6 protein-coding genes, 4 tRNA genes, 1 other RNA gene and 4 pseudogenes are annotated in these 12,074 nt (G+C 71.9%); 8 read left to right on the forward strand and 7 right to left on the reverse strand.

Features of this window, described 5'->3' with window-relative positions; translation table 11 throughout:
- Positions 1 to 12: 12 nt before the first annotated feature.
- A pseudogene (locus tag OG747_RS23220) lies at positions 13 to 396 on the forward strand (site-specific integrase); the annotation flags it as partial.
- Positions 397 to 445: 49 nt separating this feature from the next.
- Entirely contained in the window at positions 446 to 796 is a 351-nt protein-coding gene (locus tag OG747_RS23225; protein WP_405881263.1) for a hypothetical protein, read from the forward strand.
- Between the two features lie 79 nt (positions 797 to 875).
- Here the strand turns inward: OG747_RS23225 and OG747_RS23230 are convergent.
- Positions 876 to 963 (reverse strand) — tRNA-Ser (locus OG747_RS23230).
- A gap of 71 nt (positions 964 to 1,034) precedes the next feature.
- Between OG747_RS23230 and ffs the strand changes: the two genes are divergently transcribed.
- The 6 genes from ffs (at position 1,035) to OG747_RS23260 (ending at position 10,177) form a co-directional block, all read left to right on the forward strand.
- An RNA gene (ffs, locus tag OG747_RS23235) (signal recognition particle sRNA small type) lies at positions 1,035 to 1,133 on the forward strand.
- A gap of 94 nt (positions 1,134 to 1,227) precedes the next feature.
- Complete coding sequence (locus OG747_RS23240) at positions 1,228 to 3,537, forward strand: DNA polymerase III subunit gamma and tau (RefSeq protein ID WP_405881264.1); 2,310 nt, start codon at positions 1,228 to 1,230, stop codon at positions 3,535 to 3,537.
- A gap of 264 nt (positions 3,538 to 3,801) precedes the next feature.
- Complete coding sequence (gene purD / locus OG747_RS23245; protein WP_405881265.1) at positions 3,802 to 5,055, forward strand: phosphoribosylamine--glycine ligase; 1,254 nt, start codon at positions 3,802 to 3,804, stop codon at positions 5,053 to 5,055.
- Between the two features lie 378 nt (positions 5,056 to 5,433).
- Complete coding sequence (locus tag OG747_RS23250) at positions 5,434 to 7,383, forward strand: hypothetical protein (RefSeq protein WP_405885638.1); 1,950 nt, start codon at positions 5,434 to 5,436, stop codon at positions 7,381 to 7,383.
- Between the two features lie 186 nt (positions 7,384 to 7,569).
- Positions 7,570 to 9,168, forward strand: coding sequence for a N,N-dimethylformamidase beta subunit family domain-containing protein (locus tag OG747_RS23255; protein ID WP_405881266.1), 1,599 nt, complete (start codon positions 7,570 to 7,572; stop codon positions 9,166 to 9,168).
- Positions 9,169 to 9,277: 109 nt separating this feature from the next.
- Positions 9,278 to 10,177, forward strand: a complete 900-nt coding sequence (locus OG747_RS23260) for a phosphoribosylaminoimidazolesuccinocarboxamide synthase (RefSeq protein WP_405881267.1) — start codon at positions 9,278 to 9,280, stop codon at positions 10,175 to 10,177.
- Positions 10,178 to 10,238: 61 nt separating this feature from the next.
- Here the strand turns inward: OG747_RS23260 and OG747_RS23265 are convergent.
- The 6 genes and pseudogenes from OG747_RS23265 to OG747_RS23290 all read right to left on the reverse strand — a co-directional run bounded on the left by OG747_RS23265 (position 10,239) and on the right by OG747_RS23290 (position 12,036).
- Positions 10,239 to 10,311: transfer RNA gene (locus tag OG747_RS23265), tRNA-Gly, on the reverse strand.
- Positions 10,312 to 10,334: 23 nt separating this feature from the next.
- A pseudogene (locus tag OG747_RS23270) lies at positions 10,335 to 10,973 on the reverse strand (response regulator).
- Positions 10,970 to 11,370, reverse strand: a pseudogene (locus OG747_RS23275) (sensor histidine kinase); the annotation flags it as partial. The pseudogenes OG747_RS23270 and OG747_RS23275, both read right to left, overlap by 4 nt.
- Positions 11,368 to 11,547, reverse strand: a pseudogene (locus tag OG747_RS23280) (ABC transporter permease); the annotation flags it as partial. The pseudogenes OG747_RS23275 and OG747_RS23280, both read right to left, overlap by 3 nt.
- Before the next feature lie 262 nt (positions 11,548 to 11,809).
- A tRNA-Gly gene (locus tag OG747_RS23285) sits at positions 11,810 to 11,885 on the reverse strand.
- Positions 11,886 to 11,964: 79 nt separating this feature from the next.
- Positions 11,965 to 12,036: transfer RNA gene (locus OG747_RS23290), tRNA-Gly, on the reverse strand.
- Between the last annotated feature and the right edge of the window lie 38 nt (positions 12,037 to 12,074).

Consider the following 12,074-nt stretch of genomic DNA (forward strand, 5'->3'; position numbering starts at 1 on the left):
CCGCTCCGCTAGGGGGAGGCGCTCGGGCTGCACTGGGAGGACGTCGACCTGGACGCGGGATACGTCCGGATCCGCAAGAACCGGCTGCGCCCCAAGTACGCCCACGGCTGCGGGGACAATCCGTGCGGCCGGAAAGCCGGCTACTGCCCCCAGGAGCAGCAGACCCGCCGCGAGCACAAGTCCACCAAGTTTCATGACGCTCGTCACACCGCTGCGACCGTTCTCCTGATCCTCGGGGTCCCGGACGTCGTGGTCGACGCGGTCATGGGCTGGGAGCCCGGGGGAGCGGCCCGTATGCGGGCCAGGTACATGCATGTCACCGGGGCAGTGTTGAAAAGGACCGCTCAGCAGGTCGGAGAGGCCCTTCGGGGTGCCGATGGACGGCATCTGCCATGATCCGGGATCGTCTGCCTCCCGTCCGGGAGGGACAGCTGGGGGAGGAACCATGGACAAGCGGACGGACCCTGTCGAGATCATCGCGCGCGTCGGTGGCGTGACGCCCTACTCGGATCACGAGCGGGCGTTCGGCACCTGGGTGTATCTCGCCTCGAAGGCCGGCTGGCACGTGGTCGAGGCTGACGGCTTCACCGCCGACAGTGACCGGGGCGAAATCGGCGCGGTGGACGTCGAGGGTGTTCGGTACGTGATTCGGCTCGGGCCACGAGTGCGGCGGCTGCTCTACGAGGTCGTCGATGGGCACATGGTGAAGCGGGATGCCCTCGCGGTTGCGGCCTGGGCGGAACCGGTCGTCACCAAGGAGAGCGCCCCTGGTTGGTACTCCGCAGAGGCCGACTGAGACGGAAACTGAGACGGACAACGTCGAAGGGCCCCACCGCGAACGGTGGGGCCCTTCGACATCGTGCCCGGTGAGGCACTGGCGGAGGATACGAGATTCGAACTCGTGAGGGGTTGCCCCCAACACGCTTTCCAAGCGTGCGCCCTAGGCCTCTAGGCGAATCCTCCGCCGCAAACAATACAAGACGTTGAGGAGTGCTCGCGAACTCGTTCCCCCCTCTCGGATCAGGTACTCTGTGCAGAGCCCCTCACGTGGCGCTATCTGACTGAACTCCCCCAGGGCCGGAAGGCAGCAAGGGTAGGTTGGCTCTGGCGGGTGCGTGGGGGGCGCTTGCGTTTGCGGGGCGGGGATGCGGCGGGGTCTCGCGGCCAGGGGCCTGGGTGCTCGGCGAACGGTTCTTGTTGTCAGTGGGCGCCTATAACCTCGTATGTGTGTCGTCTCTCGCGCTGTACCGCCGCTATCGCCCGGAGTCGTTCGCCGAGGTCATCGGGCAGGAGCATGTCACCGACCCGTTGCAGCAGGCGCTGCGGAACAATCGGGTCAACCATGCGTACCTGTTCAGCGGTCCGCGCGGATGCGGGAAGACGACCAGCGCCCGGATTCTGGCCCGGTGTCTGAACTGCGAGAAGGGGCCGACGCCGACGCCGTGCGGGGAGTGCCAGTCCTGCCGGGACCTCGCGCGAAACGGCCCGGGGTCCATTGACGTCATCGAGATCGACGCCGCCTCGCACGGTGGTGTCGATGACGCCCGTGACCTGCGAGAAAAGGCCTTCTTCGGGCCCGCAAGCAGCCGGTACAAGATCTACATCATCGACGAGGCCCACATGGTCACCCCGGCGGGCTTCAACGCCCTGCTGAAGGTGGTCGAGGAGCCGCCCGAGCACCTCAAGTTCATCTTCGCCACGACCGAGCCCGAGAAGGTCATCGGGACGATCCGGTCGAGGACCCACCATTACCCCTTCCGGCTCGTGCCGCCGGGGACCCTTCGGGGGTACCTGGGCGAGGTCTGCGGGCGCGAGGGCATTCCCGTCGAGGACGGGGTGCTGCCGCTGGTCGTGCGGGCCGGTGCGGGGTCCGTGCGTGACTCCATGTCCGTCATGGATCAGCTCCTCGCGGGGGCCAGCACCGACGGTGTGACGTACGCCATGGCCACCTCGCTGCTGGGCTACACCGACGGGTCGCTGCTCGACTCGGTGGTCGAGGCCTTCGCCGCGGGGGACGGCGCCGCGGCCTTCGAGATCGTGGACCGGGTCATCGAGGGGGGCAATGACCCTCGGCGGTTCGTTGCCGACCTCCTGGAGCGGCTGCGGGATCTGGTGATCCTGGCCGCGGTTCCCGATGCCGCGGAGAAGGGGCTCATCGATGCCCCGGTCGACGTCGTCGAGCGCATGCAGGCCCAGGCCGGGGTCTTCGGCGCCGCCGAGCTGAGCCGCGCCGCCGATCTCGTCAACGAGGGGCTGACGGAGATGCGCGGCGCCACCTCGCCGCGACTCCAGCTCGAGCTCATCTGCGCGCGCGTGCTCCTGCCCGCCGCGTACGGGGACGAGCGATCCGTCATGGCCCGCCTGGACCGTATCGAGCGCGGGGTGAACTTCTCCGGTGGCGGCGGAAGCGGACCCGCCATGGGGTACGTGCCCGGTCCTGAGGTCCATGGCGGCGCGCCGGCCGCCGGGGTTGCGATGGTTCCGCCGGGCGGTGGGGCCGCCGCTGCGCGGGCCGCCGCGCGGGCGGCGGGGCCTGGCGGGCAGCAGGGAGGCGTCGAGGGGTACGGGGCGCCCGATACCAGCGGCGCGGGAGCGGCTCCTGCCCCCGCGGCGCCCGCTGCCGCGCCCGCGTACCCGGCGGCTCCCGGTCCCGCGGCCCCCGCTGCCGCGCCCGCGGTCGCCCCGGTCGCCGCTCCGGCAGCCGAGCGGCCGCAGGCTCCGGCCGCGTCCGCCACCCCGTCGGGCGCCGCACCCGGTGCCTGGCCCACCGCGACGGCCGCGGGCAGCGGCCGGCGTCCCGGTGGCTGGCCGACCGCCGCACCCGCGGGCGGAGGGCAGGCCCCCGCCGCGCCCAGCGCGCCCGCGGCCACGCCGACGGCTCCCACTCCCGCCGCCGCACCCGCCGCCGCGTCTGCCTCCGCTGCGGCGCCCGCCGCCGGTGGCATCGACCCCCGCATGCTGTGGCCGAACATCCTGGAGGCGGTGAAGAACCGCCGCCGCTTCACCTGGATCCTGCTCAGCCAGAACGCGCAGGTCACCGGTTATGACGGCACGACCCTGCAGATCGGCTTCGTCAACGCGGGCGCGCGGGACAACTTCGCGAGCAGCGGCAGCGAGGAAGTGCTGAAGCAGGCGCTGGCCGAGCAGTTCCACGTCCAGTGGAAGATCGAGGCGATCGTCGACGCCTCGGGCGGCTTGGCACCGCCCCCGGTCGCGGCCCCTGGCCCCGGGTTCGGCGGCGGTGGCGGTTACGGCGGAGCTCCGGCCGCGCCGCGCCCCGCGCCCCAGCAGTCACCGGCCCCCGCGCCGCGCCCCGCCGCGCCGCAGGGCCCGTCCGCGGGCCAGGCTCCGGCCGCGCCCGCCCCGACGACTCCCGCCCCGCCGCGCCCCGCCGCCCCCGAGCCGCCCCCGGTGGCCCCCGAGGACGACATCCCCGAGGACGACGACCCCGACCTCGACGAGTCCGCCCTCTCGGGCCACGACCTGATCGTCCGCGAACTGGGGGCGACGGTGGTGGAGGAGTTCTCCAACGAGTGAACGAGCGGCGCCCACGGCTGAACGAACGCTGCCCGCGGCAGAACGCCGGCACCTGCGGTTGAACCGACGATGCCTGCGGCTGACGGCCGCCACCCGCTCCAGAACAGACACCGCCCGCTCCAGAACAGACACCGCCCCGGCCGAACGACCGACCCCCGCGGCCCCCGTCCCCCCACGCTTCTCGGAGGATCCCACCAACCCTCCGGGCCTCCCGCTTCGGAAGCCCCCACAAAGGCACCCGTCCCCGGCGGTTAGGCTGACCCCGTGAAGGTCCTCGTCATCGGTAGCGGCGCCCGCGAACACGCCCTGTGCCGTTCCCTGTCCCTCGATCCCGACGTCATCTCCCTGCACTGCGCTCCCGGGAACGCAGGCATCGCAGAGGTGGCGGAGCTGCACGCGGTCGACGCCCTCGACGGCGCCGCCGTGGCCGCGCTGGCCACGGAGCTCGGTGCCGAACTGGTGATCGTGGGCCCGGAGGCACCGCTCGTCGCCGGGGTCGCCGACGCCGTGCGCGCGGAGGGCATTCCCTGCTTCGGCCCCTCCAAGGAGGCCGCGCAGCTGGAAGGCTCCAAGGCCTTCGCCAAGGATGTGATGGCGGGGGCGGCCGTCCCGACGGCGCGCTCGTACGTCTGTACGACGCCTGAGGAGGTCGAGGAGGCGCTCGACGCCTTCGGCGCCCCGTACGTCGTGAAGGACGACGGACTCGCGGCCGGCAAGGGTGTCGTCGTGACCGACGACCTCGACAAGGCCCGTGCGCACGCCAACGCCTGCGAGCGTGTCGTCATCGAGGAGTTCCTCGACGGCCCCGAGGTCTCCCTCTTCGCGATCACCGACGGCGAGACCGTCGTCCCGCTGCAGCCCGCCCAGGACTTCAAGCGCGCGCTGGACGGCGACGAGGGCCCGAACACCGGCGGCATGGGCGCGTACTCGCCCCTCCCATGGGCGGACCCGAAGCTGGTCGAGGAGGTCATGGAGACCGTCCTCCAGCCGACCGTCGACGAACTGCGCCGCCGCGGCACCCCGTTTTCCGGCCTCCTTTACGCGGGTCTGGCGATCACGAGCCGTGGCGTACGGGTGATCGAGTTCAACGCCCGTTTCGGTGACCCGGAGACCCAGGTGGTCCTGGCCAGGCTGAAGACCCCGCTCGCGGGCGTACTGCTCGCCGCCGCCGAGGGCACGCTCGCCGACCTGGAGCCGCTGCGCTGGAGCGACGACGCGGCGGTCACGGTGGTCGTGGCCTCGTACAACTACCCGGACACCCCGCGCACCGGTGACCCGATCACCGGGCTCGACGAGGTTGCGGCGCTGGACGCCCCACACGCGTACGTCCTGCACGCCGGGACGAAGCGCGACGGCGACGCGGTCGTCAGCGCGGGCGGCCGTGTGCTCTCCGTCACAGCGACCGGCACCGACCTCACCGAGGCCCGGGCCCGCGCGTACGCGGCGGTCTCCCGCATCGGCCTCGACGGTTCGCAGCACCGTACGGACATCGCGGCGAAGGCGGCGGCGGAGGCGTAGCCCCCACCTCTGACGGAGGCGTAGACCCTCCTGACGGAGGCATGGCCCCCACCCCTGACGAAAGCACAGACCCCACTCCTTCACGTACCGCTGGGCCCCGGATTCTGTACGGAATCCGGGGCCTGATCGTTGCCCACGGTCATCCACCTTTCCCCAGAGCCATTCCATCGAGTGAGCGATGCCCCATCCGGCTGACGGGGGCCCGGGCCCCAACTAGGGTGCGGCGAAAGCGTTCCGGCACTTGGCCCACCGGCATTGCGATGTCAGTGGTGGGTGCCACAGTGGGGGAGTGAGCAACGTCAGGGCATTTGCCGGCGCGGGCTGTGAGACAGCCCGGGCCGGGCCGACAGCAGGGGGTGACCTCCGGTCGTGACCGGTATGGGTGTGGAGGTGGGCGCGCAGGCCGCGCGTTCCCGGGCTCTCGCCGTGCTGCGCATCCGCAGCCGGGCGCTGGCCGTCGCCCTGCTGCCGGCGGCCGTCGCCGTCGTGCTGCTCGTCGGCGACTCCACCGGGCACATCACCGGCGGAGGCTGGCCCGTCACGCGCTGGGTCGTGTCCGTCCTCGCCGCCCTGGTCCTCCTCGCGGCCACGGGCATCGCCCTGGTGGTCGCCCGCGCCCGGCCCGCCGTGAGCCCCACGGTCCCGATCGCGGAGGAGTCCGCCCCCGACCTCTACCGCATGGTGCGGGACCTGGCCGACCGCCTCGACGTCCCGCCGCCCTCGGCCATAGCGCTGACCCCGGACTGCGACAGCTGGCTGGAGGACCGCACCCACCCGGCGCACGGCCCGCCACCACCCCAGGACAGAGACGAGATAACAGGCGTACGAGGAGTATCGGGGCGTACCCGCCGGGCCCCCACGGCTCCCGTCCTCGTCATCGGCTCGCCCTTCCTGTGGTGGATGCGGGTCGGGGAGCTGCGCGCGGTCCTCGCCCCGGTCGTCGCCGGTACGGGTCCTTCGGCGCACCCCGACATAGCCGCGGCCCGCCGTTTCGTACGAGGTCTGGACGCGGCCGTGGCGGTGACCTCGGCGCCCGCCCGCGGCCCACTGGTCCGCACGGTCCTCGCCGGCGTCGGCTGGGTGACCCGACTGCTGCTGTGCAGCTGCCGGGGCCACGCGGCCGAAATGGAACGGGGAGTGGCCGCCGCCGCAGCCGAGCGTGCACAGGCTGTGGATTACGGTCTGCGGATCGTCGCGCAGGAGCAGGTCGGCCTGGCCTACGCGGGCTGGGACCGGCTGCTGACCCGCGTCGCGCTGCCCGCCTGGCGGATGGGCCGCTGGCCGTCCCGGCTGGACGCAGGCGTCGTCGCCGCCCTCACCGAGTTGTCGCGCCGCGACCGGCTGGCCGAGGGCTTCGCCTCCCGCCTCGGCGAGCGCCCCGCCTGCGATCTGCTCGAAGAGCCCGGCGCGGTGGACGAGGCCGCCTCGCTCCTCGCCGCCCGCCTCTTCCACGGCGGGCCCGCGGAGTCCGGGCCCGACTGGTCGCCGGTGGACTGGCAGGAGTATCCGGACGAGGTCGTCGACCGTAAGTGGCGCACCGACGCGGCCCGACTGCACCGGGTGCTGGACGCGCTGGGCGTTCGCCACCCCACGGACCCGACGGCCCCCGACCAGGGCGGCCCGACGCTGGCGCGCGTGCTGGATCATCTGACCTCGCCACCCACCGACGGCACCGAATCCGCATCCGACTCCGACTCCGACTCCGACTCCGACTCCGACTCCGGCTCCGGATCGGCCTCGGGCGCGCCCCCCGCTCCGGGTGCGACCCCCGCTCCGGGTGCGACCCCTGCTCCGGACGCGCCCCCCGCTCCGGGTTCGGCCGCGTCGGCACTCGCCACCAGTCGGCGCGGGGCGTACGAGGAGATGGGCATAGGCCTCGACGAGGACGAGGACGACGGTGACCTTGCCCTCGGGAGCGAGCGGACGGCGGCACTCGTGGCCGGGCTCAGCGCGGAGCTGGCCCGTGAGGAGGCGTCGGCGCCGGCCGTGGTGTCCGCGCCGAGCGGGGGCGCGGAGCAGCCGGGGCCCGACCGGGCGTTCTGGGACGACGGGATGCTGCCCCTCTTCCCGCTCCAGCCGCCGCGCACCGGGCGCGAACTGCTGGCCGACCATGTCACCGCGATGGTCTGCTGCGCCGCGATGGACACCGCGGGCGCGGTGCCGGGGCTGGACTGGCTCGACGGGCCGTCCCTCCTGGTCAACGGCGAACGTGCCGCCGACCTGGGTCCCCGTGTCCTGACCCTCGTCGAACACGGCGACCCGGCGCCCCTCCGGGACTGGCTCCGCCACCTCGGCGTCCGCCCCGAGAAACCGGTCCGCCTGGTCTGATTCCGGGGGCGAAACCCGGCCACGCACACCCCGCACACCCACCCCCTATCCGGAATTACCCTTTCCGTTCGCGTCAATTCGCGACGAACGGTGACGGACTGCGTGCGTAATGTGATGTGCTGGGACCGATCGCGCACAGGGCAAAGGATTACGGAACCGACGGGGGCAAGAGGGAGGGGAACAGGCATGGGGTCGCAGCAGATCCGCCGCTGGGAGTCGGGAGCACTGGCGCATGCCGTGACGGACCCCTTCGGCCAGGGCCCCGTTCCCTGGCTGCGCGGTGACGAGCAGTACTTCGACGACACCGGCCACGTCGTCCCCTGGTACATCGACCACATCGACCACATCGATCAGGTTGGTCGGGTCGGTCAGATTGATCAGGTCGACCAGGCCAGTCAAGCGGACCGGGCGGAGCGAGCGGACCGAGCGGCGGACCCCCGTGGCACCGCCCTCCGCCCAGGCTCGCGCAGGCCCCCCATCCCCCAGCCCCGAGCCGGCGGCCCCCGTTCGGCGGACGACGTGCACCGCCAGATCAAGGGCTTCGCCTCCAACGGCGCGGCGGCCCCGGGCGAGGCCATCGACTTCCATGTCACCGTCGACCCGCCGCAGGAGTTCAGCGTCGACATCTACCGCATCGGGCACTACGGAGGCGACGGGGCCAGCAAGATCACCACCAGCCCCCGCCTCTCCGGCATCGTTCAGCCGCCACCCCTCACCGCCGACAGAACCGTCTCCTGCCACCACTGGTGGCTCTCCTGGCGCCTGCAGATCCCGAGCTACTGGAACATCGGGGCGTACGTCGCCGTCCTCACCACCGTCGACGGCTACCGCTCCCACGTCCCCTTCACGGTCCGCGACAACCACCCCGCCGACCTTCTCCTCCTGCTCCCGGACATCACGTGGCAGGCGTACAACCTCTATCCGGAGGACGGGCACACCGGCGCCAGCCTCTACCACGCCTGGGACGAGAACGGCCGGCTGCTCGGCGAGTCCGAGGCCGCGACGACGGTCTCCTTCGACAGGCCGTACGCCGGCGCGGGCCTCCCGCTCCACGTCGGCCACGCCTACGACTTCATCCGCTGGGCCGAGCGCTACGGGTACGACCTCGCCTACGCCGACGCCCGCGACCTGCACGCCGGCCGCGTCGACCCCACCCGCTACCGGGGCCTGGTCTTCCCGGGCCACGACGAGTACTGGTCGACGACCATGCGCCGCACCGTGGAACTCGCCCGCGAGAACGGCACCTCGCTGGTCTTCCTCTCCGCCAACACCATGTACTGGCAGGTGGAGCTGGGCCCGTCCCCGTCCGGCGTCGCCGACCGCCTGCTGACCTGCCGCAAGCGCAGGGGCCCGGGAAAGCCGGCGCTGTGGCGCGAAATCGACCGTCCCGAGCAGCAGCTCATCGGCATCCAGTACGCGGGGAGGGTCCCCGAGCCCCACCCGTTGGTCGTGCGCAACGCCGACCACTGGCTGTGGGAGGCGACCGGCGCGCACGAGGGCGACGAACTCGACGGCATGGTCGCGGGCGAGGCCGACCGTTACTTCCCGCGCACCCCGCTGCCCGAGCACCAAGGCCGTATCCTCCTCGCCCACTCGCCGTACCGGGACAGCGAGGGCGCCGTCCGCCACCAGGAGACCTCGCTCTACCGAGCGCCCTCCGGCGCCCTGGTCTTCGCAGCCGGGACGTTCGCCTGGTCCCCGGCCCTGGACCGCCCCGGCCACGTCGACGCCCGTGTCCAGCGCGCCACCGCGAACCTCCTCGACCGCATCTGCAAACGCGACTGAGAAAGCACGCCCCCGCACCGCCACCGAAGACCCCCACCGACCCCCTGGCCAAAGCCGCGCTCCCAATACGGGAGAATCGAGCCATTGGACAGAACCACGGGGAGGAACCGTGTCCGGATTCGTCGAAAAGCCCGAGCCCCTCCAGGTCCCGGGTCTGGTGCATCTGCACACCGGCAAGGTGCGCGACCTGTACCAGAACGAGGCGGGCGACCTCGTGATGATCGCCAGTGACCGCATGTCCGCCTACGACTGGGTGCTGCCCACCGAGATCCCCGACAAGGGCCGCGTCCTCACCCAGCTCTCGCTCTGGTGGTTCGACCAGCTCGCCGACCTGGTCCCGCACCACGTCCTGAGCACCGAACTCCCGCCGGGCGCCCCCGCCGACTGGGCCGGCCGCACCCTGATCTGCAAGTCCCTGCGCATGGTCCCGGTCGAGTGCGTCGCGCGCGGCTACCTCACCGGCTCGGGACTCGTCGAGTACGACGAGTCCCGCACGGTCTGCGGCCTCGCCCTCCCCGAGGGCCTCGTCGACGGCTCGGAACTCCCCGCGCCGATCTTCACCCCCGCCACCAAGGCCGCGGTCGGCGAGCACGACGAGAACGTCTCGTACGAGGAGGTCGCCCGCCAGGTCGGCGCCGAGACCGCCGCCCAGCTGCGCCGGACGACCCTCTCCGTCTACGGCCGCGCCCGCGACATCGCGCGCGAACGCGGGATCCTCCTCGCGGACACCAAGTTCGAGTTCGGCTACGAGGGCGAGACGCTCGTCCTCGCCGACGAGGTGCTGACCCCGGACTCCTCCCGCTTCTGGCCCGCCGACGCGTGGGAGCCGGGTCACGCCCAGCCGTCCTTCGACAAGCAGTTCGTCCGGGACTGGCTGACCTCCCCCGAGTCGGGCTGGGACCGAAAGAGCGAGCAGCCCCCGCCTCCGCTGCCTCAGCAGGTCGTGGACGCGACCAGCGCCAAGTACATCGAGGCGTACGAGCGCCTGACCGGCACCACCTGGAGCTGAGGACGCGCAGAGGCACACGAAGAAGCCCCCGACCCTGAAGGGCCGGGGGCTTCTTTCCCTGAGCGGACGACGAGGCTCGAACTCGCGACCTCAACCTTGGCAAGGTTGCGCTCTACCAACTGAGCTACGTCCGCATTGCGCTGCTGCGCGAGAGCAACTATACCCAACCTCGCTCACGCGCGAGACGTACCGCCGCGTGCCGGTTCTCCGCCCCGAGCTTCGACGCGGCGGACGACCGATGGTTCCGCAGGGTCTCCTGCGACAGCGCGGCCCGCTCCGCGATCTCCGCGACGGGCGCCCCGTCGGCGGCGAACTCCCGCACCTCCGCCTCCCGAGCGGTCAGCGGCGAGTCCCCTGCGGAGATCGCGGCCGCGGCCAACTCCGGGTCCACATAGCGGTTTCCCGCGTGCACCGTACGAATGATCTCGGCGAGCCGCTGCGCACCGACCGTCTTCGGGACGAACCCCCGCACACTCGCCGCAAGCGCTCGCTTCAGATGCCACGGCCGCCCGTGGCTCGTCACGATCAGCGCTGGCAGCCGGGCAGCTCGACGTGCAGCGATGTGGCCACACTCACACCGTCCGCTTCCGGCATCCGCAGATCCAGGACGGCGACATCGGGCTCGTGCGCCATCGCCACCCCCATCGCCATCGCCATCGCCAGGGCCTCGGGCCCGGTGGCCCGCCTCGGCGATCACCACGAGGTCGTCCTCCAGCGCCGGCAGCGCGGCGAGCGCTCCCCGGATCAGATGCTCGTCGTCGGCGAGCAGCAGCCGCCCGGGCGGTACGGATGTCACGGGGTGACCTCACTCGCAGGGTGGGGGACGAGCCCGCCCCCGACGGGTCCGGCCCGCAGCACCCCGTCCACCCCCCTGAGCCGCTCCCGCAGCCCCGGGAGCCCGGACTCCCTTACCGGCTCGGCGGGACCGGGCCCCGCATCCGGCACCCCGTCGTTCTCGACGGTGAGGATCACCGGCCCGCCGCCGTCCGCAGGGACACCGCACACCTTCCGGCGTCCCCGTGCCGCGGCACGTTCGTCGTCGCCTCCCGTACGACCCAGCCGAGCGCCGACTGGATCTGCGTGGGCAGTCCGGTCGCCGAGCCGCTGACCTCGCAGTCGTTGTCGGCGGCCGCCAACACGCCCTGGGCGCCCGTGAGTTCGGCCCTGAGATCAGCCTCGCGGTAGCCACGCACGGCCGCGCCCGCGAGGATCTCGGTATCCCGCAGCTCCCCGGTGCGCAGCCGTTTGAGGACGAGCTCCTCGCGGCGGGCCGCGTACACGCTCACCAGCGAGCTGTAGACCGCGAAGAGGACCGAGAAGCCGACGGAGGTCGACAGGACGACCGAGCCGACCGACAGCCCGGTGCCCTTCGGGTCCATCAGCGCGAAGAGCTCGCCTCGGCCCACGGAGAAGGCGACTCCGCGTACGGCTTCGGAATCTCCCCCGTACACGCGCCGCAGATCAGTGACCTCAATCACGTCATCTTGCTCGTTCGTGTTCATGAAATCAGCATCCGTGTGGACCGGACCCCGCAGCAGTGCGCGGTGCCATCACTCCGCATGACAAATGCCAGGAGACGCCCGTGCGCGCACACGAGAAAGACCCCGGTCGTTGACCGGGGTCTTTGCTTGCTGGAGCGGACGACGAGGCTCGAACTCGCGACCTCAACCTTGGCAAGGTTGCGCTCTACCAACTGAGCTACGTCCGCATTGCCTCCGACCGGCTCTCACCGATCGGCGCGAGCACCACCTTACCTGATCCACAACAGTGGTTGGTAAGGGATGCAGAGCGGGTGACAGGAATTGCACACTGCGCCTTCCCCCTGGAAGGGGGATGTTCTGCTACTGAACTACACCCGCGTGACTCCTCGGGTCCGGCTTTCGGCCTTGCCCCTCGG

This window comes from Streptomyces sp. NBC_01384, assembly GCF_045040035.1.
Classification (GTDB): domain Bacteria; phylum Actinomycetota; class Actinomycetes; order Streptomycetales; family Streptomycetaceae; genus Streptomyces.